The organism is Mycobacterium shinjukuense (assembly GCF_010730055.1).
Classification (GTDB): domain Bacteria; phylum Actinomycetota; class Actinomycetes; order Mycobacteriales; family Mycobacteriaceae; genus Mycobacterium; species Mycobacterium shinjukuense.
In genome coordinates, this window is sequence record NZ_AP022575.1 from 1,042,383 (window position 1) to 1,066,883 (window position 24,501).

Sequence of the window (24,501 nt, forward strand, 5' to 3'; positions counted from 1 at the left end):
CGCGCTGGCGTCCGTGATCGTTGTAACGGCTGCCGCGACGCACACCCTGCCGAGCCCGCGGCAAACGGCCCCGTCCGGGATGGTGGGCATGGCGTCGAGTGCCCCGGCACTGCAGCACGCCTCAGCCAGGCAGACAGCTCCGAAGGAGCGAATGTGCAGCGGCGGCCGCGGCATCTGGTGGCGCTGTGGGCGGCGCTGACCCCGTCCGGCAAATCACGGCGAGCAATCAGGGAAATCGGTGAACGCTGCGGACCCAGATGTCAGCGCGCGCCAGACTGTGCGTGCGGGTTCGTGGCGCCAGCGGGTTTATAGACTGCGGCTATGTTGCGTCCTGAAAGTTGGACTGGACCAGCGGGCTGCAGTCCCGTCCCGCTAGGCACCGGGGCGCCGGGTAGGCCCCGGCTCGCGTAACCATGTCCAGCAGATCATCGGTAAGCCGTGTGCGGGACAGCCGCACGCACGGATCGAAAGGGGGATGGGGGAACGGGTCCGCACTGTGGACACCGCGCCCCTGACCGGCCAATGGATTACGGTTCCCGGCGGGACTCCGCGGCGCCACAAGGCCTGCTCGAGATCGAGGACTGCCTGGATGCCGACGGCGGTATCGCGTTGCCGCCGGACGCCACGCTGATCTCGCTCATCGAGCGCAACGTCGCCAACGTCGGCGATTCGGTGGCCTACCGTTACCTCGACCACACCCGTTCGGCCGACGGACATGCCCTGGAAGTGACCTGGTCCCAATTCGGTGTCCGACTGCGGGCCATCGGGGCACACGTGCAACGGTTCGCCGGCCCCGGTGACCGGGTTGCCATCCTCGCGCCGCAGGGCATCGACTACGTCGCCGGCCACTACGCCGCCATCAAGGCCGGCACCATCGCGGTGCCGTTGTTTGCCCCGGAGCTGCCGGGCCACGCCGAACGTCTGGACACCGCGCTGCGCGATTCCAAACCCGCCGTCGTCCTGACGACGACGGCGGCGCAAGACGCCGTCGAGGCTTTCTTGCACCATCGTGCCGACCTGCACGGGACGCGAGTCCTGGTGATCGATCAGATACCCGACACGGCGGCCGAACTGTTCGCCCCGGTGGAGCTGGACCTGGACGCGGTATGCCACTTGCAGTACACCTCGGGCGCGACCCGGCCCCCCGTCGGCGTGGAGATCACCCACCGGGCGGTGGGTACCAACCTGGTGCAGATGATCCTGTCGATCGACCTGCTGAACCGAAACACCCACGGCGTCAGCTGGTTACCGCTGTATCACGACATGGGCCTGTCAATGATCGGCTTTCCAGCGGTGTACGGCGGGCACTCCACCCTGATGTCGCCAACGGCGTTCGTGCGCCGGCCGTTGCGGTGGATCCAGGCGCTGTCCGCCGGGTCACGGACCGGCCGCGTCGTCACCGCGGCACCGAACTTCGCCTACGAGTGGGCCGCCCAACGCGGACTGCCCAGCCACGGCGACGATATCGACCTCAGTAATGTCGTGCTGATCATCGGTTCCGAACCGGTAAGCATCGATGCGATAACGACATTCAACAAAGCGTTCGCGCCCCACGGCCTGCCGCGCACCGCGTTCAAACCGTCGTATGGCATCGCCGAGGCGACGCTGATGGTCGCAACCATTGACCACGCCGCCGAACCGACGGTCGCCTATCTTGACCGCGAGCGGCTGGGCGCCGGTCGGGCCGTGCGGGTCGCGGCGGATGACCCCAACGCCGTCCTGCAGGTGTCGTGTGGCCAGGTGGCTCGCAGCTTGTGGGCGGTGATCGTCGACCCCGATGCGGGCACGGAACTGCGCGACGGTGAGGTCGGCGAAGTCTGGTTGCAGGGCGACAACGTCGGCCGAGGCTACTGGGGACGGCCCGACCAAACCCGGCGGACCTTCGGGGCCAGGTTACGGTCGCTGCTTGCCGAGGGCAGCCATGCCGACGGCGCGACGATCGACGGCACCTGGCTGCGGACCGGGGATCTGGGGGTCTACCTCGACGGCGAGCTCTACATCACCGGCCGCATCGCGGATCTGGTGACCATCGACGGCCGCAACCACTATCCGCAGGACATCGAGGCCACCGCGGCAGAGGCTTCACCGACCGTACGACGGGGATATGTCACGGCTTTCGCGGTACCGGCAGCTGGGGGCGGTAGCCAACAATTGGTCATCATCGCCGAACGCGCAGCGGGCACCAGTCGCGCCGACCCGCAGCCGGTGATCGCGGCGATACAGGCGGCGATCTGGAACCGGCACGGGTTGCACGTTGCCGACGTGCGCCTGCTACCGGCGGGCGCCATCCCGCGGACCACCAGCGGCAAGCTGGCCCGGCTGGCCTGCCGCGCCCAATATCTCGATGGGGCGTGGGGACATACCGGACGGCAGGATGATCGACCTACCACGCGGACATGACCGGTTCACCTGCGTGATCAATCCATCGGGGGCCGATTCCACCCCGGTCAAGCCGACCATCGCCACCCGCCCGCGCCTGTGGAGCCGTATCTCTCTGGGATGCGTTGCGGGAGCTGATATGTGCCCACCAGATCACGATGGGCATCATTCCCCCGGCCTAGGGACCCCAGATCAACAGATCCTCCATCCCGTTGTTCATCGCAACGATGGTCGGCGCTGGACCGGTGACATCGAAGTAGATTTTGCCGCTCGACTGGGCACCCTGCGGGATGGTGGCCCCGCTGATGCCGTCCACGGTCGCGGCTTGCCACAGCACTCGGTAATTGATGCCGCTGTCGGTACGTGCATTGAATTGCGAGATGGCGGGGGTGACCGCACCCCGGATCGCATTGACGGTGGCGGTGGCCTCCCAGACCTGGCCGGCCACCGGGTAGCCCGGGATCGTGTCGGTGCTGGATTTGAGGTCACTGACCTTCCAGGAAAGGACAACTTGGCCAACGCTGTCGGTCATGGTCAACTCACTGCCGAGTTTGCCGGCAATGGGATAGCCGGCGAATGCGATCGGCGCTGCAATGGCGGCCGCCGATGCCATGGCCCCGACCGCTACCGCCGTCTTTATCGTCGTGGTGATCTTCATTGGTCCTCCACTACTCGTTAGGGCGATTACATCGTTACCGAATCCGTGTTATCGAATCCGTCGATGTAATCCCTCAACTTTAAGCCGGCAATGGCCATTTCTTCATCCCCGCGTGCGCTGTCGAACACCTGCGGGGCGTGCCACGATGGTGCGATGACCGCTATTTCGGGCACGTCGCCCACCGAACCCGGCGATATCTCGGCCCTGGCGGGTTACCCGGTAACGGCGCCGCCGCTACCCCGCCCGGTGACCTTCGATCAGTGCTGGCGTGACCTGACCTTCGTGCATTGGCCGGTGCGGCCCGAACGAATCGAGGGCATGTATCCACCCGGGACGCGTCCCGACGTGTTCGCCGACGGCATGACCTACGTCGGGCTGGTGCCGTTTGCCATGCACAGGACTAAATTGGGCACCTCGCTGCCGCTTCCGTATTTCGGCAGCTTCCTGGAGACCAACATCCGGCTGTACTCCATCGATGATGCCGGCCGACACGGGGTCGTCTTCCGGTCGCTGGAAACGGCGCGGCTGGCGGTGGTCCCCGTTACCCGGATCGGCCTGGGCGTTCCCTACACGTGGGCGAAGATGCGCATGACGCAATCCGGCGAACAGATCACGTATCACAGTGTGCGGCGCTGGCCGCGACGCGGACTGCGCAGCCGACTGACGATCAGCGTCGGCGACGCGGTTGAACCCACGCCGCTGGAGGTGTGGCTCACCGCCCGCTGGGGCGCGCACACCCGCAAGGCCGGCCGGACATGGTGGATACCCAACGAGCACGAAACCTGGCCCATGCGTTTGGCGGAGATCGTCGAACTGGACGACGAACTGCTGGGCGCCAGCGGGGTGCAACCGGCGGGCGACCGCCTGCGTGCGCTGTTTTCCCCCGGCGTGCGCACGCGTTTCGGCCGCCCCTGCCCGGTCCGGTAGGACCGCACGTGGACGGGCCGTTGCGGGCATTCACAGACATCCACGGCCATGTCGGCTACGTCATGTGGCCCACAGATGAGGACAGGCACGGTCAACCGAGCCCGACCGACCGCCGGCTTGGCGGCCTTGGCAGACTGTGCGCATGGCACAGATAACCCTGCGTGGAAATGCGATCAATACCGTTGGTGAGCTACCCGCTGTCGGGTCACCGGCCCCGGACTTCACACTGACCGGGGGTGACCTCGGGGCGATCAGCCGCGACCAATTCCGGGGTAAGCCCGTGTTGCTGAACATCTTTCCCTCGGTGGACACCCCGGTGTGCGCGACGAGCGTGCGGACCTTCGATCAACGCGCCGCCGCGAGTGGTGCCACCGTGCTGTGCGTGTCCAAGGATCTTCCGTTCGCCCAGAAGCGTTTCTGCGGCGCCGAGGCCACCGACAACGTGACGGTGGCCTCGGCGTTCCGGAGCGGCTTTGGCGAGGACTACGGGGTCACCATCGCCGATGGCCCGATGGCCGGGCTGCTTGCCCGGGCCATCGTGGTGATCGGCGCCGACGGCAACGTCGCCTACACCGAATTGGTGCCAGAAATCGGGCAAGAGCCCAACTACGAGGCCGCGCTGGCGGCACTGCGCGAGTAGGCTGCTACGCCGACTCGATGTCCCGCCCACGTGGGGCCTACTCGTTGGCGAATTCTGGCGGCGCCACCGCCGCTGTGCCCATACCGAGGGGAGTTCTGCCGTCTGGGAGCGGGTGATAGTCCGCGCAGCCCGCAATCAGCGACGCAGCCAGTACCGCCAACACCCCGCCGAGCACCCGCATTGCCAACTTCGTCATGTTGTTCCTCGCATTCATAGAGCGTTCCTTTCGGTCGCCGTTGCACCACGGCGCGCAATTCCAAGCTATCATCGGCGCCATCCGTTGAAAATGGCTTTTGGGTAAAATCAAAACCGCTGGAGCGAGCTGGTCGGCGGTGGCATCGGTCTCGATCTGATATCGAATAGTCTTGTTACACAAGCAGTTTCGAAGGCCTCGGATCGTTGGCGGGACTTGGAAAATTCAATTGCCAGGTCAGCGATGCGCCATTGCTGCCGCGCCCTGAAGTATGTCAAAGTATTTGACACTGGCGCGTAAAATATCTTGACAAAGACAAGCACTTCTCATCACCCAAGCCGTCGGACCATTTCAGCCGGCGGCGGTGCGTCCACCGGACCGCGTCATCGCCCTGCGGTGGGGGCTACAGTCCGGCGCGATCGGCGAGCAGCGCACGATGTCGCGCGCTGCTGCCGAAGAGTGCTTCGGAGGTCTTGGCCCGGCGGTAATACAGGTGCAGGTCGTGCTCCCAGGCGAAGGCGATGCCGCCGTGGACCTGGATGGCGGAGCCGGCGCACAGCGTGAAGGTGTCTGCTGCCTGCGCCTTCGCCAATGGTGCGGTAATCGCCAGCTCGTCGTCGTCGGCTGCGCTCATCGCGGCGAACATCACCGTCGCCTGGGTCGCATCGATCTCGATCATCATGTCGGCGCAGGCGTGCTTGACCGCCTGGAAGGAACCGATCGGTCGATCGAATTGAGTTCGCCGCCCGGCGTATTGCACCGCCAGGTCGAGGCAGGCCTCGGCGCCGCCCAGCATCTCGGCGGCCAACAGCACCCGGGCCACGTCGAGCACCCGCTCCATATCGTCGGGCGTCCCGGCGGTCAGCGCCTCGGCGGGGGACCGCGCCAGCTGTAGCGTGGCGACGGGCCGGGTGAGGTCGAACGAGGGCAACCGGCGGACGGTGACCCCTGGCGCGTCGGCCGCCACGACGTGCGGGACGATCGATCCGTCGACCACCGCCGGCACCACGAACAGGTCGGCGAGGTGACCGTGCAGCACCGGGGTGCACTCGCCGGTGAGTGCCGGCCGACCGTCGCGCCGCACGGCCCGAACGGAGGTGGCCGACGCGACGTCGTGGCCACTGACGGCGAGCGTTCCGATCTGCTCGCCGGTAAGCAGACCGGCAAGCAGGCTCTTGCTCTGCTCGTCGTCGCCCATGCGCAGAATAGCTTCGATCGCAAAAACCGTGGCCGCAAAGGGAATTGGGGTGAGCGCCCGGCCGAGTTCGCTGAACGCGATCGCGGTCTCGACCAGGGTGGCACCCACTCCGCCGCGCTCCGGCGGGACGTGCAGCGCCGGCAGCTCGAGCTCGGTGCAGATCCGTTGCCACAGCCTGCGGTCGGGTCCGCCCGCGCCGGCCATCTCCCGCACCCGCGCGGGCGGGGCCTGATCATGAAGGAAGCCGCGCAGCGACGCACGGAAAGCGTCTTGTTCGGTGCTGTACTGGAAGTCCACGTCAGCCGACCACTTCCGGGCGTGGTTCCCGGGGGAGCCCCAGCAGCTGCTCGCCGATCACGTTGCGCTGGATCTGCGAACTGCCGGCATAGATCGTCGCGGCACGCGCGTAGAGCAGCTCGTCCATCCAGCAGGCCGGGGAGTTCGGCGTGCCCGCCTCCGGGACCAGCCGTGCTCCGCCGTTTCCCGGTCCCTGCGGGCCCAGCGCATCGAGCCCGAGGATGTCCACGGCGAGCTCGGTGTAGCGGCGGAAGTATTCGCTCCAGATGACCTTCGTGATCGCGGCCTCGGCGCCGGGCAACTGCCCGTTGAGGGCCCGGGTGAGGCCACGGTAACCCCGGTACCGCATGATCTGAACCCGGGAGAAGCACCACGCCAACCCATCCCGGATACGCGGGTCGACGAGGACGCCGCGCTCGCGGGCCAGTTCGCGCAACCGCTGCAGGTCCCGGCCGAAATCGATGGCGGCGGTGGCGATGTGCGATCCGCGTTCGAAGCCGAGCAGCGTCATGGCGGTCGACCAGCCGTCGCCGACCCGGCCGACGACATTGCCGGCGCTGGTGCGGGCATCGGTCAGGAAGACCTCGCTGAACGAGGAGTGCCCGGCCGCGTTGACGATCGGCCGGACCACGACGCCGGGCTGGTCCATGGGCACCAGCAGAAACGACAGGCCCCGGTGTTTCGGAGCGCTGGGATCGGTCCGAGCCAGCAGGAAGATCCAGTTTGCGGTGGTGCCGGCCGACGTCCAGATTTTGTGGCCGTTGATCACCCATTCGTCACCGTCGAGCACCCCCCTGGTGCGCACCGAGGCCAGGTCGGAGCCGGCCTCGGGCTCGGAGAAGCCCTGGCACCACCGGTGCTCGCCGCTGAGGATGCGCGGCAGGAAATGCCGCTTCTGCGCCTCGGAACCCAGGGCGATCAGGGTGTTGCCCAGCAGGTCGATTCCGAGCAGGTCGTTTTCCGCGCGTTCGGGCGCGCCGGCGCGGGCGAATTCCTCGGCGAGCACCACCTGTTCCATCGGGGACAGGCCGCCGCCGCCGTATTCCGTCGGCCAGGACACCGCGACCAGGCCAGCGCCGGCCAGGGCCCGCCGCCAGTGCCGGGCGAACTCTTCCCGCTCGTGGGGCGGCAGCGCCCCGGGTCCGGGCCACCCGGGCGGCAGGTGCTCGGCCACAAACTCCCGGATCCGGTCGCGGAACGCTTCCGCTTCGGGTGGGTAGCTGACGTCCACTGCGCGCGTCCAGGCGTCAGGGCCGTTGCTTGCACGCCGGCCGGATCTGCGGTGCGGCGCGCCAGTCCTCCAGGCCGTACTCGACCGTTCCGTAGGACAGCTTGCCGCCGGTGACTTCGCCCCAGTGCGCGTGATTGAGCTGGTGGATCTTGAAGCAACCGTCCAGCGCGGCGGAAAACCCCATGGCATCGACGGTTTGGTTCACCGATTCCTTGATCAGCAGTGCCGCCATCGTCGGCACCTTCGCGATCCGACGCGCGAATTCGATTGTGCTGGTCGCGAGTTCGTCAGCGGGAAACACCTTGCTGACCATCCCCAGCGCGTGGGCCTCGTCGGCGCCTATGCAGTCGCCGGTGAGCAGCAGTTCCTTGGTCTTGCGCGGCCCGAACTCCCACGGATGTCCGAAGTACTCGACCCCGCACATGCCCAGCCGGGTGCCGACCACATCGGCGAACACGGTGTCCTCGCTGGCGACGATCAGATCGCAGCACCAGGCCAGCATCAACCCCGCCGACAGCACGGCCCCGTGCACCTGGGCGATGGTGATCTTGCGCAGGTTGCGCCACCGCTTGGTGTTTTCGAAGTAGTAGTGCCACTCCTGGCGGTTGCGTGACTCGACCCCGCCGAAGGTCGCCCCGTTGCACCGGTAGCTGGGGTGCTGGTCCGGCCCCGGCGAGCGTTCCCGGATATCGTCAGTGGATCCGAGGTCGTGACCGGCGGAGAAGGCGGGGCCGGCGGCCCGCAGGATCACCACCCGGACGGTGTCGTCCGCCTCGGCAAGTTCGAAGGCGGCGCCCAGCTCGACCAGCATGCCGCGGGTCTGGGCGTTGCGTTGTTTCGGGCGGTCCAGGGTGATCGCGGCGATGCGCCCATCGTCGATGGTTTCGTAGCGGATGTATTCGAACTCCCGGGGCCGTCGGGAGCGTTCCCCGTCCGACCGGCGATCGACCGGACCGACCCCGCCGACGAACATGTCCGCTCCTTACTGGACGTGAACGGCTGACCTGTGCGAGGTTACCCGCCCCTTAGCCAACATGTCCATAGCCAATACGCACATGAGAGCGATCAATATAGACAAATTCCCATGCAAAGAAGCACTTGTGTACAACGAAGTATCTTGGTAGTACTGTGATATACGCAAAGGGCGCCACCGCAGCGCGCCGGGCATCCGACCGGTACAACCAGGAAGGGTTGACGATGGAGATCGGAATATTCCTCATGCCGGCCCATCCACCGGAGCGCACCCTCTACGACGCCACCCGGTGGGATCTGGACGTCATCGAGCTGGCCGATCAACTCGGCTACGTGGAGGCCTGGGTCGGCGAACACTTCACCGTGCCGTGGGAGCCGATCTGCGCCCCCGATCTGCTGTTGGCGCAGGCGCTGCTGCGCACCCAACAGATCAAGCTCGCCCCGGGTGCGCACTTGTTGCCCTACCATCATCCGGTCGAGTTGGCCCACCGGGTGGCCTATTTCGACCACCTCGCCCAGGGTCGGTTCATGCTCGGCGTGGGCGCCAGCGGCATCCCCGGTGACTGGGCGCTGTATGACGTGGACGGCAAGAACGGCGAGCATCGCGAAATGACCCGGGAAGCGCTGGAGATCATGCTGCGCATCTGGACCGAGGACGAGCCCTGGGAGCATCGCGGAAAGTACTGGAACGCCAACGGAATCGCGCCGATGTTCGAGGGTCTGATGAGGCGCCACATCAAGCCGTACCAGCAGCCCCACCCGCCCATCGGCGTCACCGGGTTCAGCGCCGGCTCGGAGACCCTCAAGCTCGCCGGCGAACGGGGTTACATCCCCATGAGTCTGGACCTCAACACCGAATACGTCGCCACCCACTGGGACGCGGTGGAGGAAGGCGCGCTGCGCAGCGGGCGAACCCCGGATCGCCGCGATTGGCGGCTGGTACGCGAGGTGCTGGTGGCCGAGACCGACGAGCAGGCGTTCCGGTATGCCGTGGACGGCACGATGGGACGCGCCATGCGTGAGTATGTGCTGCCGACGTTTCGGATGTTCGGCATGACCAAGTTCTACAAACACAATCCGTCGGTGCCCGATGACGAGGTGACACCGGAGTACCTCGCCGAGAACACCTTCGTGGTCGGCTCGGTGCAGACGGTGGTCGACAAGCTCGAGGCCACCTACGACCAGGTCGGTGGGTTCGGCCACTTGCTGATCCTCGGGTTCGACTACAGCGACAACCCGGGCCCGTGGAAGGAGTCGTTGCGGCTGCTGGCCCACGAGGTCATGCCCAGACTCAACGCCCGCCTCGCCACCAAGCCGGCCACCGCGGTGGTGTAGCCATGGCGGTTCGTCAGGTCACCGTCGGCTATTCGGACGGCACGCACAAGACGATGCCGGTGCGGTGCGACCAGACGATCCTGGATGCCGCCGAGGAACACGGCGTGGCCATCGTCAACGAATGCCAAAGCGGGATATGTGGCACGTGCGTGGCCACCTGCACCGCCGGCCGCTACCAGATGGGACGCACCGAGGGCCTGTCCGATGTGGAGCGGGCGGCGCGAAAGATCCTCACCTGCCAGACGTTTGCCACCTCTGATTGCCGCATCGAACTGCAGTATCCGGTCGACGACAACGCCGCCCTGCTGGTCACCGGTGACGGTGTGGTGACCGGGGTCGAGTTGGTGTCGCCCAGCACCGCCATCCTGCGGGTGGATGCCTCCGGCATGGCTGCAGCCCTGCGATACCGGGCCGGCCAGTTCGCCCAGTTGCGGGTCCCGGGCACCGACACCTGGCGCAACTACTCCTACGCCCATCCGGCCGACGGCCGCGGTGAGTGCGAGTTCATCATTCGGCTGCTGCCGGACGGCGTGATGTCGAACTATCTTCGCGACCGCGCCCAACCGGGCGACCACATCGCGCTGCGGTGCAGCAAGGGCAACTTCTACCTGCGCCCCGTCGCGCGGCCGGTGATCCTGGTCGCCGGCGGCACGGGTCTGTCGGCGATCCTGGCGATGGCCCAGAGCCTGGATGCCGACATCGCCCACCCGGTCTACCTGCTCTACGGGGTCGACCGTACCGAAGACCTGTGCAAGCTCGACGAACTCACCGAGCTACGGCGCCGCGTTCCCGGCCTGGAGGTGCACGTCATCGTCGCGCACCCGGACGCCGGCTGGGATGGGCGCACCGGACTGGTCACCGACCTGCTCGACCCGCGGATGCTGGCCGGCGGAGACGCCGACGTATATCTGTGCGGTCCGGTCGCCATGGTCGACGCGGCCCGAACCTGGCTGGACCACAAGGGCTTTCACCGCGTCGGGTTGTACTACGAGAAATTCGTGGCCAGCGGGGCGGCGCGGCGGCGCGCCCCGGCGCGGCTGGACTACGCGGGCGTGGACATTGCCCAAGTGCGCCGCCGCGGCCGCGGCACCGCGGTGGTCATCGGCGGCAGCATCGCGGGCATCGCCGCGGCAAAGATGCTCAGCAACACCTTCGATCGCGTCATCGTGCTGGAGAAGGACGGCCCGCACCGTCGCCGCGAGGGCAGGCCGGGCGCGGCACAGGGTTGGCACCTGCACCACCTGCTGACCGCCGGGCAGATCGAGCTGGAGCGCATCTTCCCCGGCATCGTCGACGACATGGTGCGCGAGGGCGCGTTCAAGGTCGACATGGCGGCCCAGTACCGCATCCGGCTCGGCGGCACCTGGAAGAAGCCCGGCACCAGCGACATCGAGATCGTCTGCGCCGGAAGACCGCTGCTCGAATGGTGTGTGCGCCGCCGGCTCGACGACGAACCTCGCATCGAATTCCGGTACGAATCGGAGGTGGCCGACCTCGTCTTCGACCGCGACAACAACGCCGTCGTCGGCGTCGCCGTCGACCGGGGCGACGCCGACGGAGGCGACGGTTTGCAGGTGGTGCCCGCCGAGTTCGTCGTGGACGCGTCGGGCAAGAACACCCACGTGCCGGAGTTCTTGGACCGCATCGGCATTGGCGCTCCCGAGGCCGAGCAGGACATCATCAACTGCTTCTACTCCACGATGCAGCACCGGGTTCCGCCGGAGCGGCGGTGGCAGGACAAGGTGATGGTGATCTGTTACGCGTACCGGCCCTACGAGGACACCTACGCCGCGCAGTACTACACGGACAGCTCGCGCACCATCCTGTCCACGTCCCTGGTGGCGTACAACTGCTACTCGCCGCCGCGCACCGCGCGGGAATTCCGCGCGTTCGCCGACCTGATGCCGTCCCCGGTCATCGGGGAGAACATCGACGGGCTGGAGCCGGCCTCGCCCATCTACAACTTCCGCTATCCCAACATGCTGCGGCTGCGCTACGAGAAGAAGCGCAACCTGCCGCGGGCTTTGCTGGCGGTGGGCGATGCCTACACCAGCGCCGACCCGGTGTCGGGTCTGGGTATGAGCCTGGCGCTCAAGGAAGTTCGGGAGATGCAGCTGCTGCTGGCCAAATACGGCGCCGGCCATCCGGATCTGCCGCGCCGGTACTACCGGGCGATCGCCAAGATGGCCGACACGGCCTGGTTCGTGATCCGAGAGCAAAACCTGCGCTTCGACTGGATGAAGGACGTGGACAAGAAGCGCCCGTTCTATTTCCGCGTGCTCACCTGGTACATGGACCGTGTGCTGGAGTTGGTGCACGACGATCTCGACGCCTACCGCGAGTTCTTGGCCGTCGTCCACCTCGTCAAGCCGCCGTCGGCGCTGATGCGACCCGGGATCGCCAGCCGCGTGCTCGGCAAGTGGGCGAGGACTCGCTTGTCGGGGCAGCAGACGCTGATCGCCCGCAACTACGAAAATCGCACGCCGCCAAAGCCCGTGGATCAACTTGTGGGAGCCGGAGATTCGAGGTAGGGGAGAGGTAAGGAAGACGAAGATGTCGCAGGCTCATCGGATCTTGAGCTGCCGGGGCACCCGGATACATGCCGTGGAGGACGGCGAGGGACCGTTGGTGGTGCTCATCCACGGGTTTCCGGAGTCCTGGTACTCGTGGCGCCATCAGATTCCGGCGCTGGCGGCCGCCGGCTACCACGTGGTGGCCATCGACCAGCGTGGGTACGGACGCTCGTCGAAGTACCGCGTGAATTCCGCCTACCGCATCAAGGAATTGGTCGGCGACGTCCTCGGTGTCATCGACTGCTACGGCGCGGACCAGGCCCTGCAAAAGGCCTTTGTGGTCGGCCACGACTGGGGTGCGCCGGTGGCCTGGACCTTCGCCTGGCTGCACCCCGACAGGTGTGCCGGCGTGGTCGGGGTCAGCGTTCCGTTCGCCGGTCGCGGCGTGATCGGCCTGCCGGGCAGCCCGTTCGGCGAGCGCCGTCCCAACGACTACCACCTCGAGCTGGCCGGACCCGGAAGGGTCTGGTATCAGGACTATTTCGCGGCCCAGGACGGCATCATCACCGAGATCGAGGAAGACCTGCGGGGCTGGCTGCTCGGGCTGACCTACACGGTTTCGGGTGAGGGGATGATGGCGGCGACCAAGGCGGCCGTCGACGCGGGTGTCGACCTGGAGTCCATGGACCCGATCGAGGTGATCCGCGCCGGCCCGCTCTGCATGGCCCAAGGTGCCCGGCTCAAGGACGCGTTCGTCTATCCGGAGACCATGCCGGCCTGGTTCACCGCCGCCGATCTGGATTTCTACACCGGCGAATTCGAGCGTTCCGGCTTCGGCGGGCCGTTGAGCTTCTACCACAACATCGACAACGACTGGCACGACCTGGCCGACCAGCAAGGCAAGCCGCTCACCCCGCCCGCGCTGTTCATCGGCGGAGAGTATGACGTCGGCACCATCTGGGGCGCGGAGGCCCTCGAGCGTGCGCACGAGGTCATGCCGAACTACCGCGGCACCCACATGATCGCGGGCGTTGGGCACTGGATTCAGCAGGAGGCGCCGGAGGAGACCAACCGATTGTTGCTCGAGTTCCTGGCGGGGCTGCGGCCGTGAGCTGCGCCTTCGACATGGTCCCGGAGACCGTCGATCATCTCGACGAGGTCGCGCTGCGGCGGGCCTTCGGCTGTTTTCCCTGCGGCGTGATCGCCGTCTGCGCGATGGTCGATGACCAGCCGGTCGGCATGGCGGCCAGCTCGTTCACGTCGGTTTCGGTTGCCCCGCCGCTGGTGTCGATCTGTGTGCAGAACTCTTCGACGACGTGGCCGAGGCTGCGCCACCGGCCACACCTGGGGGTGAGCGTGCTCGCCGAAGGCCACGACCAAGCCTGTATGAGCCTGTCGCGCAAGGAAGGTGACCGGTTCGCCGAGGTGTTCTGGAGCGAGTTGCCAACCGGGGGCGTGGTCATCCACGGGGCCGGCGCCTGGCTGGATTGCCGCCCGCACGCCGAGATCCCGGCGGGGGATCACCTGATCGCCCTGCTCGAGATCTGTGCGCTGCGGGCCGATCCGGACACGCCGCCGCTCGTCTTCTACGCCAGCCGGTTCCGCCGTCTGGCCGCGCCCACCCCGGAGCGCCGATGAGAACCACCGATGTGCGGGTGCGCCGCGCGATCACCGCGGTGGCGGCCGGGCGGCCCGTCGTCCTCACCGGCGACATCGATGGTGACGGCTATCTCGTCTTCGCCGCCCAGGCCGCGACGCCGCGGCTGGTTGCCTTCACCGTCCGACACACCGCGGGGTATGTCCGCGTCGCCTTGCCCGGCGCCGACTGTGAGCGGCTGAACCTGCCACCCATGTGCCACCGCGACACCCCATACTGCGTGTCGGTCGACGTTCGCGGGACCGGCACGGGGATTTCGGCGAGCGATCGTGCCCGCACCATCGCCGCCCTGGCATCGGCCGAGTCGAACGCCTCGGATTTTCTTCGTCCGGGCCACGTGGTCCCCGTGCGGACCGGGGTGCACGGGGTGCTGGGTCGGTGGGGGGCCGCGGAGGCGGCCGTCGACCTGGCCGGCCTCGCGGGACGGAGACGCGTCGCGGCGCTGTGCGAGATCGTGTCGCCGCGCCGTCCCGCCCTGATGGCCCGGGGCGCTGAGTTGGTCGAATTCGCCGTCGAGCATGGGCTGGCGGTGGTCTCGATCGGCGAGCTGGCGGCGTATCGCCGGCGGATCGAGCCCCAGGTGGTCCGGTTGACCGAAGCGACGCTGCCCACCTGGGCTGGCGACTCGCGCGTGATCGGCTTTCGTGATGTGTACGGCGGCGGCGAGCATTTGGCAGTGATCGTGGGTTTGGTGAGTGCCGGTGTGCCCGTGCCGCTGCACGTGCACATCGAGTGTCTGACGGGCGACGTGTTCGGCTCGCGGGAATGCCGATGCGGCGGGGAGCTCCGCGGCGCGATGGCGAGCATGTCAGCCCACGGCGGCGGTGTGGTCGTGTACCTGCGGCCCTCCGGTCCGCCACGGGCCTGCGGTCTGTTCGCCGGCGGCGACCGGGCGCACGGTGATCTCATGTCGGACACCCTGACGTGGATCCTGCGCGATCTGGGGGTGTATGCGCTGCGACTCTCCGACGACATGCCAGGATTTGGCCTGGTGATGTTCGGTGCCATCCGCGAGCGCGGCATAACGGCCCGGACATGGGTGGCCGCGGGTTGATCCATGAGCTATCCCGACCTGGCCGGAAAGGCCGCGATCGTGACCGGCGCGGGCGCCGGGATCGGTCTGGCGGTCGCACGGCGGCTGGCCACCGAGGGCTGCCAGGTGGTGTGCGCCGACATCGACGGAGCTGCCGCCGACACCGCTGCGGCCGAAATCGGTTCTGGCGCCGTGGGTTACCGGGTTGACGTCAGTCGCGAGGAGCAGGTCGTCGGCATGGTCGAGGCCTGCACCGCCGCCTTCGGCGGCGTCGACAAGCTGGTCGCCAATGCCGGTGTCGTTCATCTGGCTTCGCTCATCGACACCACCGTCGAGGACTTCGATCGTGTCATCGGGATCAACCTGCGCGGCGCATGGCTGTGCACCAAGCATGCGGCGCCGAAGATGATCGAGCGCGGCGGGGGAGCCATCGTCAACGTGTCTTCGCTGGCCGGCCACGTCGCGGTGGGCGGCTCCGGGGCATATGGCATGTCCAAGGCCGGCATCAGCCATCTCAGCCGCGTCACCGCCGCCGAACTGCGCTCGTCGGGCATTCGCTCCAACGCCCTGCTGCCCGCATTCGTCGACACCCCGATGCAGCAGACCGCCATGGCAATGTTCGACGACGCGCTCGGCGAGGGGGGTGCCCGTGCGATGATCGCTCGCTTGCAGGGCCGCATGGCCACCCCCGAGGAGATGGCCGGCATCGTGGCGTTTCTGCTGTCCGATGAGGCGTCGATGATCACCGGAACCACCCAGATCGCAGACGGCGGTAGCATCGCCGCGTTGTGGTGAGCGCGCTGACATCGCCCGCGTTATCACGAGTTTCGAGCGGCCGCGAAGAGATCGTCGAGGTCTTCACCCCCGAACGACTGCGGGCCTTGCAGCGTCTGGAACGCGCGGCGCGCCGGCTGCTGCGCCCCGCAGCACGCGTTGGTCAATCAGCTTGGCGCTCAGGCCGGGGAGACCGAAGACGACGACGAACCCGGTTGACGTTGGGGTGACCGGCTGGTCAGGATGGACAACGCGATGGCGGTCATCTCGTCGGCAATTCCGGCATAGCGCGTGAGATGCCATGTGCGAGCGACATCCTCGATGAAGCTGATGGCCGCGGCGACCAACAGTCGGGCCTCGGCGACGGTCGTCTCGGGGACCAGCTTGCGGACGAGATCGATCCATACCGCCTCGCGGTCGGCCTGGTTCCGGGTGTAGCCGTCGCGCACCTCGCTGGAGGCATGCGACAGCTCGGTGACGGCGACAGCGACGAGGTCGGGGGCGTCCAGGCTGATCCGGACATGGCCTTGGACAAGCCCGCGTAGCCGTTGCGCCGCTTCGGAATTCGCGCGCAATGCACGGATGCTCTCGAGGCTTCGCCACTCGTCGAGGCGACGGATGAGGGCATCCAAGATGGCCTGCTTGGACGAAAAGGAGCGATACAACCCCGGGCCGGCGATTCCGGCCCCCTTCCCGATTTCGCTGGTGCTGACCGCGGGATATCCCTTCTTCCGGAACAGTCGTGCACCCGCGGCCAACAGAGTCTCGTAGCGCGAATATTCGGCATCGTCGTCGTGCTGCGCGCCAGCAGCGGCGTCGAGTGGCTGCAGCACACAGCTAACCGGGGTCCGGGCGGCCGCCATGCAGGCTTGGTGCCACAGTGCTTTCAGTTCTTCGCCCGGCAGGCTCAGATTGTGCCGGCCCAGGCTGGTCAGCGTGCTCGACACCGCCCAGGCACGCAGCTCCGAATGCGGCGGGCTCAGGTCAGGCACCTCCAGCAGGACGTTGGCGCGGATGCCGGCGACGATCGCATTGATGCGGCGGCGAACCTCCGCACGGTCGTCATCGTTGAGGTATCGGGCCTCGCGCTGCCACAACACCGTCAGGGCCCGGGAGGCGACGGCCGCCGCGATCAGGTCCGGCAGATCGACGTTCAGCGGCCGCGGGGTCGGCTCCAGCTGGCCGTCAGTCAAGCGACGCGCGCTCTGGTACTGATCCTGGCCGGTTCGGATCGCCTCGGCGAGCAACGCCTGCTTGTTGTCGTAGTGGCGGTACAACGCGCGCGCGGTGACACCCGCGGCCTCGGCGATGTCCTCCAACTTGACCGAATGGAAGCCGCGGTCGATGAAGAGCCCAACGGCCTGCTCCAGAATCTGCTTCTTGCGGTCCTTGGGGCGGCGCCTAACGGGTGGGGCGACGGATGTCATCGACTCGAACCCCCTTCTTTTGCGCCGGAGCCAGAAATCCTGCCAACCGCATCGCCTACAGCTTCATCCCGCTCTGCCGCTCGAAGTCGGCAAGGTCGAAATAGTCGCTGAAGCGGGTGATCTTGCCGTTCTTTATCTCGAATACGCCGGTCACCGGGAGCGCCACGGTGCGGCCATCGTTCATGGTGAAGTGGTCGACACGCTCGACGAGCACCAGTCCGGGTTCCGCCGCCAGCGTCCGGATCTCGAGTTTGGCATCGGAGAACGCGTCCAGGAACGTCTGGAAAATCGCGCGGATGGCGGCTATACCTTCGATCGGTTCGACCGGCACGTTATGGTAGACCGCGTCATCGGCAAAGCCGCTGCAGATCGATTCGAGGCGGCGCTCCTGCCAGGACCCGAGAAAGTCGCGGACGAGTTTCTCGCAGGCTGCCCGGGTATCGGCCATGCAAACATCTCCTCGGGTGTGATCATGATCGAACTATCAAGATACATCGTTTAGCATCCATATGCTATTACCTGGGGATTTATCGGTCAAACGGCTATCAAGCATCCGTATCGTCTATTGACATATTGACCGACGGAATCTTCGGCACTGCACTGCCCGCCTTTGGGGAGCGCTCCCGCGCGCCACCGTGGCGCTCGGTGCGGAGGCCTCAGAACCCCGCTGACTCAACGACCTGGTCTCACGGCCGCTCGACGGCTCGGCTGCAGAGAGGGCGAGGTGGTGGCGGGGGTCGGACCAACCCCGAGATCTGCGAGGTTCTGCCCGGCCAGCGAGCACACTTTGAGATACCAGCAAAATACATCATGGAGCAGCTATAGCATTCTGCGTCGTAGTTTACTACAGAACTGCTGGCAAATCTGCGTATCGGCTATGGACATCTGTGCCTCGGACCGCGTACGCTCAGCAATGTCTGTGATCTACTTCGACCTGTCCGGGGGTGCGCGACGCCATGGTGATCGCGGTCAACGAAGCGGCGGTCACCAGGCCGGTCAGCGCGATGGGCGACTTCTTCGCGATGACGCTGGACACATTCGTGCTGATGTTCCGGACGCCTTTCGCGTGGCGCGAATACCTGCTGCAGTGCTGGTTCGTGGCGCGGGTGTCGACGCTGCCTGGCGTGCTGATGACGATCCCGTGGGCGGTGATCTCCGGGTTCCTCTTCAACGTCCTGCTCACCGACATCGGTGCCGCGGATTTTTCCGGCACCGGCTGCGCGATCTTCACGGTGGACCAGAGCGCCCCGATCGTCACCGTCTTGGTGGTCGCGGGCGCGGGGGCCACCGCCATGTGTGCCGACCTGGGTGCGCGCACCATCCGTGAGGAACTCGACGCGCTGCGGGTCATGGGCATCAACCCGATCCAGGCGCTGGCGGTTCCCCGTGTGCTGGCGGCCACCACGGTGTCGCTGGCCCTCAGTTCGGTGGTGACGGCCACGGGTCTGATCGGCGCGTTCTTGTGCTCGGTGTTTCTCATGCACGTCTCCGCGGGTGCCTGGGTGACCGGTCTGACCACGCTGACCCACACGGTCGACGTCATCATTTCGATGATCAAGGCGACGTTGTTCGGGTTGATGGCGGGACTGATCGCCTGCTACCAGGGCATGTCGGTCGGCGGTGGCCCGGCCGGCGTCGGCAGGGCGGTGAACGAAACCGTGGTGTTCGCCTTCATCGTCTTGTTCGTGATCAACATCATCGTCACCGCCGTCGGCATCCCGTTCATGGTGTCCTGAGGTGAACCCATGACGCTGACGAAAACGTTTGTGGGTGAGTGGAATCGGATGGGCTCGCAGATGCGGTTCTATGTCAGCACGCTGGCCGGGATTCCCGACGCCGTCATGCGCTACCGCGGCGAATTGCTGCGGGTGATCGCCCAAATGGGTTTGGGGACTGGGGTTTTGGCGGTGATCGGCGGAACGGTCGTCATCGTCGGGTTCTTGGCGATGACCACCGGTGCGATCGTGGCGGTGCAGGGCTATAACCAGTTCGCCTCCGTGGGTGTGGAGGCGCTGACCGGCTTCGCGTCCGCCTTTTTCAACACCCGCGAAATTCAGCCGGGAACCGTGATGGTCGCGCTGGCGGCCACCGTCGGGGCCGGCGCCACCGCTCAGCTGGGGGCGATGCGGATCAACGAGGAAATCGACGCGCTCGAGGTGATCGGTATCCGCAGCGTCAGCTACCTGGCCAGCACCCGGGTGCTGGCCGGAGTGACCGTCGCCGTCCCGCTGTTCTGCGTGGGGCTCATGACCGCGTATCTGGCCGCTCGCGTCGGCACCACCGCCATCTATGGGCAGGGGTCGGGGGTGTACGACCACTACTTCAACACGTTCCTGCGCCCGTCGGACGTGCTCTGGTCCTCGTTCGAGGTGATCGTGGTCGCGCTCATGATCATGCTGGTGTGCACCTACTACGGGTACACCGCGCGCGGTGGGCCGGCCGGGGTTGGCGAGGCCGTTGGCCGCGCCGTGCGGGCCTCGATGGTCGTGGCGTCGATCGCGATCGTGATCATGACGCTGGCCATCTACGGTCAGTCGCCCAACTTTCACCTGGCGAGCTAGTGCCATGGGTCACGGGCCGGGTCGACACCGTCTGCACGACGCGTGGTGGACGCTGATCCTGTTGGCGGCGATCGGGGTGACCGTCCTGGTGACGGCGGTGTCCTTCAACGGCACCTTCCGCTCGTCGGTGCCGGTAACGCTGACGGCCGACCGCTCCGGGCTGGTGATGGACACCGGCGCCAAGGTCATGATGCGCGGTGTTCAGGTCGGCCGGGTCAGCCACATCGGCGGCGACACCCCTGGGACCAGCCTCGAACTGGAGATCGACCCCGATCAGATCCGCCACATCCCGGCCAATGTCGAGGTGCGGATCAGTGCCACCACCGCGTTCGGCGCCAAGTTCGTCGACCTGGTGATGCCGCAGACCCCGAGTCGTGCCCGGCTGTCCGCTGGGGCGGTCCTGCATTCGAAGAACGTCAGCACCGAAATCAACACCGTCTTCGAAAACGTCGTCGACCTGCTCACCATGATCGATCCGCTCAAGCTGAACGCGGTGCTGACCGCGGTCGCCGACGCCGTGCGCGGACAGGGTGAGCGGATAGGCCAGGCCACCACCGACCTCAACCAGGTGCTGGCAGCGCTCAACGCGCGCAGCGACACCATCCGCGGCAACTGGCGTTCGCTGAAGAACTTCGCAGACACCTACGACGCGGCCGCCCAGGACATCCTGACAATCCTCAACGCCGCCAGCACCACCAGCGCCACCGTCGTCAACCATTCGACACAGCTGGATGCCTTGCTGCTCAACGTCATTGGCCTAGCCAACGCCGGGACCAACCTGCTCGGTCACAGCCGGGACAATCTCGTCGGCGCGGTCGACATCCTCGAGCCGACCACGAACCTGCTGCTCAAATACAACCCCGAGTACACCTGCTTCCTGCAGGGCGCCACGTGGTATCTCGACAACGGCGGCTACGCGGCGTGGGGCGGCGCCGACGGCCGCACGCTGCAACTCGACGTCGCGCTGCTGTTCGGCAACGACCCTTATGTCTATCCCGACAACCTGCCGCTGGTCGCGGCCAAGGGTGGTCCCGGCGGGCGGCCCGGGTGTGGATCACTGCCCGATGCCACCACGAACTTCCCGGTGCGCCAGCTCGTCACCAACACCGGCTGGGGGACCGGGCTCGACATTCGACCCAACCCCGGCATCGGGCATCCCTGCTGGGCCGACTACTTCCCGGTGACCCGCGCGGTGCCCGAGCCGCCGTCGATCCGTCAGTGCATCCCCGGACCGGCGATCGGGCCCGACCCAGTGGCCGGGGGGCCGCCATGAGGGAGAACCTGCGGGGCGTCGTGGCGCGCCTAGGCGTCTTTTTTGCGGTGTGCCTGCTGACCGCGTTCCTGCTGGTCGCCGTCTTCGGGGAGGTGCGCTTCGGTCACGGCAAGACCTACTACGCCGAGTTCACCAACGTGTCCAATCTGCGGGAGGGCAAGCTGGTCCGCATCGCCGGGGTGGAGGTCGGCAAGGTCACCAAGATCTCCATCAACCCCGACGCCACCGTGCGGGTGGAGTTCACCGCGGACGACACGGTCACCCTCACCCAGGCAACCCGGGCGGTGATCCGCTACGACAACCTGTTCGGCGACCGCTACCTGGCACTGGAGGAAGGGGCCGGCGGATTCGCCGTTCTCAGCCCCGGCCAAACGATTCCGCTGGCCCGCACCCAGCCGGCGCTGGATCTGGATGCCCTGATCGGCGGCTTCAAGCCGCTGTTTCGCGCGCTGAACCCCGAGCAGGTCAACGCGCTGAGCGGACAGCTGTTGCAGGCGTTTCAGGGACAGGGCCCCACGATCGCGTCCTTTCTGGAGCAGGCCGCCGCGGTGACCAACACGTTGGCCGACCGGGATCGGCTCATCGGGCAGGTCGTCGACAACCTCAACGTGGTGCTGGGCTCGCTGGGGGGTCAAAGCGACCGGCTGGACCGGGCGGTGACGTCGCTGTCGCAGCTGGTGCACGGGCTCGCCGAACGCCGGACCGACATCTCCAATGCGGTGGCCCACACCAACGCCGCCGCCGGATCGGTCGCCGATTTACTGTCGCAAGCCCGCGCGCCGCTGTCGACGGTGGTTCGCGAGACCGACCGGGTGGCAAGCATCGCGCTCGCTGACCACGACTACCTGGACAACCTGCTCAACACGCTGCCCGACAAGTACCAGGCGCTGGTCCGCCAGGGCATGTACGGCGACTTCTTCGCCTTCTATCTGTGCGATGTCGTGCTCAAGGTCAACGGCAAGGGCGGCCAGCCCGTGTACATCAAGCTGGCCGGTCAGGTCACCGGGCGGTGTGCGCCGAAATGAAATCCTTCGCCGAACGCAACCGGCTGGCCATCGGCACCGTCGGCATCGTCGCCGTTGCCGGAGTGGTGCTGGCCGCCCTGCAGTATCAGCACCTGCCGATTTTCCACCGGGGCACAAGCGTCTCCGCATATTTCGCCGACGCCGGGGGGCTGCGCACCGGCAACACCGTCGAGGTCTCCGGCTATCCGGTGGGCAAGGTGGCCAGCATCTCACTCGACGGGCCCGGCGTGCTGGTCACGTTCACCGTGGACACCAACGTTCGGCTCGGAAACCGCACCGAGGCGGCGATCAAAACCAAGGGCCTATTGGGCAGCAAGTTCCTCGACGTCACACCCCGGGGAGCGGGCCAGCTCGACGGACCCATCCCGATCGAGCGGACGCGATCGCCCTACCAGCTGCCCGACGCCCTTGGCGAGCTGGCCACCACGATCAGCGGCCTGAACACCACCCAGCTGTCCGACTCGTTGGCCACCCTGGCGCAAACCTTTGCCGATACACCGGCGGAATTCCGCGACGCAATGCAGGGGGTGGCCCGGCTCGCGCAGACACTCGACGAGCGCGACGCCCAACTGCGCGGCCTGCTCACCAACGCGGCCAAGGCGACGGGGGTGCTGGCCAAGCGCACCGACCACATCGTCGGCCTGGTGCGCGACACCACCGCGCTGCTGGCGCAGCTGCGCACCCAAAGTGCCGCTCTGGACCGAATCTGGGCGAACATCTCCGCGGTGTCGCGACAATTGCGGGGCTTCATCGCCGAGAACCGCCAGCAGCTGCGGCCGGCGCTGGACAAGCTCAACGGGGTGCTGGCGATCGTGGAAAACCGCAAGGAGCGGCTGCAGCGGGCCATCCCGCTGATCAACACCTATGTCATGTCGCTCGGCGAGTCGCTGTCGTCGGGGCCGTTCTTCAAGGCGTACGTGGTGAACCTGCTGCCGGGTCAGTTCGTGCAGCCGTTCATCAGCGCCGCATTCTCCGATCTGGGGCTCGACCCGGCCACGTTGCTGCCCTCGCAGCTGACCGATCCGCCCACCGGTCAACCCGGGACCCCGCCGTTGCCGATCCCTTACCCGCGGACCGGCCAGGGCGGCGAGCCGCGGTTGACCCTGCCCGACGCGATCACCGGCAATCCCGACGATCCCCGCTATCCGGTCCGGCCCGAGCCGCCGGCCCCGCCGCCGGGCGGCCCACCGCCCGGGCCGCCCGCGCAGCCACCCGGAGGTCAGCCGTGACGATCAGGCTGCGACATGCCCGCTCGGTGCTGGCGACCGCGCTCGTTCTGGTGCTCGTCGCGGGCGTCATCGTCGCGATGCGCACCGCCGACGGCGCCGCCCGAACCATCGTGGTCGCCTACTTCGACAACAGCAACGGCGTGTTCGCCGGTGACGACGTGCTCATTCGCGGGGTGCCGGTGGGCAAGATCCTCAGCATCGAACCGCAACCGTTGCGCGCCAAGATTTCGTTCTGGTTCGACCGCAAACACAAGGTCCCCGCCAATGCCGCCGCGGCGATCCTGTCACCGCAACTGGTGACGGGCCGGGCCATCCAGCTGACGCCGCCCTACACCGGCGGGCCCACCCTGGCCGACGGCGCGGTCATCCCGCAGGACCGCACCGCGGTGCCGGTCGAGTGGGACGACCTGCGGGCGCAACTTCAGCGGCTCACCGAACTGCTGAAGCCCACCCAGCCGGGCGGCGTGAGCACGCTGGGTGCGCTGATCAACACCGCCGCTGACAACCTACGTGGGCAAGGCGCCACCATCCGCGACACCATCATCAAACTGTCCCAGGCGGTGTCCGCTCTCGGCGACCACAGCAGCGACATCTTCGCCAGCGTGAAGAACCTGTCGACGCTGGTGACGGCACTGCACGACAGCGCGGATCTGCTCGAGCAGCTCAACCGCAACCTGGCCGCGGTGTCCTCGCTGCTGGCCGACGACCCGACCAAGATCGCAGCGGCGACCGAAGACCTCGACGCGGTCGTGGCCGAGGTGGCGAGCTTCGCCGCCGAGCACCGCGAGGCGATCGGCACCGCATCGGACAAGCTGACGTCGATCACCACGGCGCTGGTCGCCAGCCTCGATGACATCAAGCAGACGCTGCACATCAGCCCGACGGTGTTGCAGAACTTCAACAACATCTTCGAACCGGCCAACGGTGCGCTGACCGGTGCCCTGGCGGGTACCAACATGGCCAACCCGATCGCCTTCCTGTGCGGCGCGATCCAGGCCGCCTCCCGGCTGGGCGGCGAGCAAGCGGCGAAACTGTGCGTGCAATACCTGGCGCCGATCGTGAAGAACCGCCAGTACAACTTCCCGCCGCTGGGGGAGAACCTGTTCGTCGGGGCACAGGCCAGGCCCAACGAGGTCACCTACAGCGAGGACTGGATGCGGCCCGATTACCTTCCGCCGG

General features: G+C 67.0%; 21 protein-coding genes and 1 pseudogene. 15 read left to right on the top strand and 7 right to left on the bottom strand.

Going from position 1 to position 24,501, the window contains the following annotated elements:
- The first annotated feature begins 522 nt into the window (after positions 1-522).
- Positions 523-2,400 carry a fatty acyl-AMP ligase gene (locus G6N20_RS04505; RefSeq protein WP_083049446.1) on the top strand — a complete coding sequence of 626 codons (1,878 nt, stop codon included), beginning with the start codon at positions 523-525 and terminating at the stop codon, positions 2,398-2,400.
- A gap of 157 nt (positions 2,401-2,557) precedes the next feature.
- On the opposite strand, the gene G6N20_RS04510 is transcribed toward G6N20_RS04505, so the two are convergent.
- Positions 2,558-3,037, bottom strand: a complete 480-nt coding sequence (locus G6N20_RS04510) for an MPT63 family protein (RefSeq protein ID WP_083049448.1) — start codon at positions 3,035-3,037, stop codon at positions 2,558-2,560.
- Between the two features lie 153 nt (positions 3,038-3,190).
- Between G6N20_RS04510 and G6N20_RS04515 the strand changes: the two genes are divergently transcribed.
- Together G6N20_RS04515 and tpx are read left to right on the top strand one after the other, a co-directional pair.
- A complete protein-coding gene (locus tag G6N20_RS04515; RefSeq protein WP_083049451.1) occupies positions 3,191-3,964 on the top strand; it encodes a YqjF family protein in 774 nt (257 codons plus the stop codon).
- Between the two features lie 142 nt (positions 3,965-4,106).
- Positions 4,107-4,604, top strand: a complete 498-nt coding sequence (gene tpx, locus G6N20_RS04520) for a thiol peroxidase (protein WP_083049454.1) — start codon at positions 4,107-4,109, stop codon at positions 4,602-4,604.
- Between the two features lie 37 nt (positions 4,605-4,641).
- Here tpx and G6N20_RS04525 read toward each other — a convergent pair whose 3' ends face one another.
- The 4 genes from G6N20_RS04525 to G6N20_RS04540 form a co-directional block, all read right to left on the bottom strand.
- Positions 4,642-4,818: a hypothetical protein gene (locus tag G6N20_RS04525; RefSeq protein WP_158084766.1), complete on the bottom strand. Its 177-nt coding sequence runs from the start codon at positions 4,816-4,818 to the stop codon at positions 4,642-4,644.
- 382 nt (positions 4,819-5,200) lie between these two features.
- Positions 5,201-6,292 (bottom strand): acyl-CoA dehydrogenase family protein, encoded by a 1,092-nt coding sequence (locus G6N20_RS04530; protein ID WP_083049457.1) that lies wholly within the window; start codon positions 6,290-6,292, stop codon positions 5,201-5,203.
- A 1-nt stretch (position 6,293) separates the two neighbouring features.
- Positions 6,294-7,523: an acyl-CoA dehydrogenase gene (locus tag G6N20_RS04535; protein ID WP_083049460.1), complete on the bottom strand. Its 1,230-nt coding sequence runs from the start codon at positions 7,521-7,523 to the stop codon at positions 6,294-6,296.
- Between the two features lie 16 nt (positions 7,524-7,539).
- A complete protein-coding gene (locus G6N20_RS04540) occupies positions 7,540-8,496 on the bottom strand; it encodes an enoyl-CoA hydratase (protein ID WP_083049463.1) in 957 nt (318 codons plus the stop codon).
- Positions 8,497-8,720: 224 nt separating this feature from the next.
- On the opposite strand from G6N20_RS04540, the gene G6N20_RS04545 reads away from it, so the two are divergent.
- From G6N20_RS04545 to G6N20_RS04570, 6 genes are read left to right on the top strand one after another with little or no spacing between them, the layout of a single operon-like run.
- The gene (locus tag G6N20_RS04545) at positions 8,721-9,830 is read left to right on the top strand and encodes an LLM class flavin-dependent oxidoreductase (RefSeq protein ID WP_083049466.1); all 1,110 of its coding nucleotides are present in this window, start codon (positions 8,721-8,723) and stop codon (positions 9,828-9,830) included.
- A gap of 2 nt (positions 9,831-9,832) precedes the next feature.
- On the top strand, positions 9,833-12,361 hold the full coding sequence (locus G6N20_RS04550) for an FAD-binding oxidoreductase (protein WP_083049469.1): 2,529 nt from the start codon (positions 9,833-9,835) through the stop codon (positions 12,359-12,361).
- 22 nt (positions 12,362-12,383) lie between these two features.
- Entirely contained in the window at positions 12,384-13,454 is a 1,071-nt protein-coding gene (locus tag G6N20_RS04555; RefSeq protein WP_083049472.1) for an alpha/beta fold hydrolase, read from the top strand.
- Entirely contained in the window at positions 13,451-13,981 is a 531-nt protein-coding gene (locus tag G6N20_RS04560) for a flavin reductase family protein (RefSeq protein ID WP_083049474.1), read from the top strand. Before G6N20_RS04555 ends, G6N20_RS04560 begins: the two co-directional genes overlap by 4 nt.
- Positions 13,978-15,054: a 3,4-dihydroxy-2-butanone-4-phosphate synthase gene (locus tag G6N20_RS04565; protein WP_083049477.1), complete on the top strand. Its 1,077-nt coding sequence runs from the start codon at positions 13,978-13,980 to the stop codon at positions 15,052-15,054. The genes G6N20_RS04560 and G6N20_RS04565 overlap by 4 nt, the downstream gene beginning before the upstream one ends.
- 3 nt (positions 15,055-15,057) lie before the next feature.
- A complete protein-coding gene (locus tag G6N20_RS04570; protein WP_083049480.1) occupies positions 15,058-15,828 on the top strand; it encodes a glucose 1-dehydrogenase in 771 nt (256 codons plus the stop codon).
- Positions 15,829-15,986: 158 nt separating this feature from the next.
- Here G6N20_RS04570 and G6N20_RS04575 read toward each other — a convergent pair whose 3' ends face one another.
- Positions 15,987-17,234, bottom strand: a complete 1,248-nt coding sequence (locus tag G6N20_RS04575; protein ID WP_083049482.1) for a TetR/AcrR family transcriptional regulator — start codon at positions 17,232-17,234, stop codon at positions 15,987-15,989.
- A gap of 55 nt (positions 17,235-17,289) precedes the next feature.
- Positions 17,290-17,682 carry a limonene-1,2-epoxide hydrolase family protein gene (locus G6N20_RS04580; RefSeq protein WP_083049485.1) on the bottom strand — a complete coding sequence of 131 codons (393 nt, stop codon included), beginning with the start codon at positions 17,680-17,682 and terminating at the stop codon, positions 17,290-17,292.
- 508 nt (positions 17,683-18,190) lie between these two features.
- Here G6N20_RS04580 and G6N20_RS04585 point away from each other — a divergent pair.
- From G6N20_RS04585 to G6N20_RS04610, 6 genes and pseudogenes are all read left to right on the top strand, one after another.
- A complete protein-coding gene (locus tag G6N20_RS04585; RefSeq protein ID WP_083049546.1) occupies positions 18,191-18,970 on the top strand; it encodes an MlaE family ABC transporter permease in 780 nt (259 codons plus the stop codon).
- A 9-nt stretch (positions 18,971-18,979) separates the two neighbouring features.
- On the top strand, positions 18,980-19,795 hold the full coding sequence (locus G6N20_RS04590; RefSeq protein ID WP_083049487.1) for an ABC transporter permease: 816 nt from the start codon (positions 18,980-18,982) through the stop codon (positions 19,793-19,795).
- 4 nt (positions 19,796-19,799) lie between these two features.
- Positions 19,800-21,068 carry an MCE family protein gene (locus G6N20_RS04595; protein ID WP_083049489.1) on the top strand — a complete coding sequence of 423 codons (1,269 nt, stop codon included), beginning with the start codon at positions 19,800-19,802 and terminating at the stop codon, positions 21,066-21,068.
- On the top strand, positions 21,065-22,093 hold the full coding sequence (locus tag G6N20_RS04600) for a virulence factor Mce family protein (RefSeq protein WP_083049549.1): 1,029 nt from the start codon (positions 21,065-21,067) through the stop codon (positions 22,091-22,093). The genes G6N20_RS04595 and G6N20_RS04600 overlap by 4 nt, the downstream gene beginning before the upstream one ends.
- On the top strand, positions 22,090-23,322 hold the full coding sequence (locus G6N20_RS04605; RefSeq protein ID WP_083049492.1) for an MCE family protein: 1,233 nt from the start codon (positions 22,090-22,092) through the stop codon (positions 23,320-23,322). The genes G6N20_RS04600 and G6N20_RS04605 overlap by 4 nt, the downstream gene beginning before the upstream one ends.
- A pseudogene (locus G6N20_RS04610) lies at positions 23,319-24,500 on the top strand (virulence factor Mce family protein); the annotation flags it as partial. The gene G6N20_RS04605 and the pseudogene G6N20_RS04610, both read left to right, overlap by 4 nt.
- Position 24,501 lies beyond the last annotated feature (1 nt).

Coding starts and splice junctions, on each gene's coding strand:
- G6N20_RS04505 (WP_083049446.1), top strand. CDS start 523: ATGGATTACGGTTCCCGGCGGGACTCCGCGGCGCCACAAGGCCTGCTC.
- G6N20_RS04510 (WP_083049448.1), bottom strand. CDS start 3,037: ATGAAGATCACCACGACGATAAAGACGGCGGTAGCGGTCGGGGCCATG.
- G6N20_RS04515 (WP_083049451.1), top strand. CDS start 3,191: ATGACCGCTATTTCGGGCACGTCGCCCACCGAACCCGGCGATATCTCG.
- tpx (WP_083049454.1), top strand. CDS start 4,107: ATGGCACAGATAACCCTGCGTGGAAATGCGATCAATACCGTTGGTGAG.
- G6N20_RS04525 (WP_158084766.1), bottom strand. CDS start 4,818: ATGAATGCGAGGAACAACATGACGAAGTTGGCAATGCGGGTGCTCGGC.
- G6N20_RS04540 (WP_083049463.1), bottom strand. CDS start 8,496: ATGTTCGTCGGCGGGGTCGGTCCGGTCGATCGCCGGTCGGACGGGGAA.
- G6N20_RS04545 (WP_083049466.1), top strand. CDS start 8,721: ATGGAGATCGGAATATTCCTCATGCCGGCCCATCCACCGGAGCGCACC.
- G6N20_RS04550 (WP_083049469.1), top strand. CDS start 9,833: ATGGCGGTTCGTCAGGTCACCGTCGGCTATTCGGACGGCACGCACAAG.
- G6N20_RS04555 (WP_083049472.1), top strand. CDS start 12,384: ATGTCGCAGGCTCATCGGATCTTGAGCTGCCGGGGCACCCGGATACAT.
- G6N20_RS04565 (WP_083049477.1), top strand. CDS start 13,978: ATGAGAACCACCGATGTGCGGGTGCGCCGCGCGATCACCGCGGTGGCG.
- G6N20_RS04570 (WP_083049480.1), top strand. CDS start 15,058: ATGAGCTATCCCGACCTGGCCGGAAAGGCCGCGATCGTGACCGGCGCG.
- G6N20_RS04575 (WP_083049482.1), bottom strand. CDS start 17,234: ATGACATCCGTCGCCCCACCCGTTAGGCGCCGCCCCAAGGACCGCAAG.
- G6N20_RS04580 (WP_083049485.1), bottom strand. CDS start 17,682: ATGGCCGATACCCGGGCAGCCTGCGAGAAACTCGTCCGCGACTTTCTC.
- G6N20_RS04585 (WP_083049546.1), top strand. CDS start 18,191: ATGGTGATCGCGGTCAACGAAGCGGCGGTCACCAGGCCGGTCAGCGCG.
- G6N20_RS04590 (WP_083049487.1), top strand. CDS start 18,980: ATGACGCTGACGAAAACGTTTGTGGGTGAGTGGAATCGGATGGGCTCG.
- G6N20_RS04595 (WP_083049489.1), top strand. CDS start 19,800: ATGGGTCACGGGCCGGGTCGACACCGTCTGCACGACGCGTGGTGGACG.
- G6N20_RS04600 (WP_083049549.1), top strand. CDS start 21,065: ATGAGGGAGAACCTGCGGGGCGTCGTGGCGCGCCTAGGCGTCTTTTTT.
- G6N20_RS04605 (WP_083049492.1), top strand. CDS start 22,090: ATGAAATCCTTCGCCGAACGCAACCGGCTGGCCATCGGCACCGTCGGC.